At 69.6% G+C, this 349-nt stretch carries 1 pseudogene; it reads right to left on the bottom strand.

The features are described from left to right. Positions 1–349, bottom strand: a pseudogene (locus AC1DY7_RS31515) (HNH endonuclease); the annotation flags it as partial.

Genomic DNA, 349 nt, shown 5'->3' with positions numbered 1-349 from the left:
GGTCCGTAGCCGTCGAGCCAGGCGGGTTCGTCGTCGTCGCCGGCGAGGGTGGTGTTCGCAGTAGGGGGTGCGGCAGGTTTGGTCGCGCAGTCCGATGAAGGCGGCCAACCCTTTCGGGAAGATCCGGGCCCGCGATTCCATGGCGACCAATTGACCGCTGTCGGGATGGCGGTAGAGGCGCCGCAGGGTGGCTTTTGCGCTGTCGTCGTGTGCGGCGTCGCTGACGAGGGTGCAGGCGAACCCGGCGGGCACGGGTCCGTAGCCGTCGAGCCAGGCGGGTTCGTCGTCGTCGCCGGCGAGGGTGGTGTCGGCCATCACGAGGTGCAGTGCGATCGGGGCGGGTTGTTCG

This window comes from Mycobacterium sp. P2_H7, from assembly GCF_056403275.1.
This window is presented reverse-complemented; position numbering and strand designations above follow the sequence as displayed.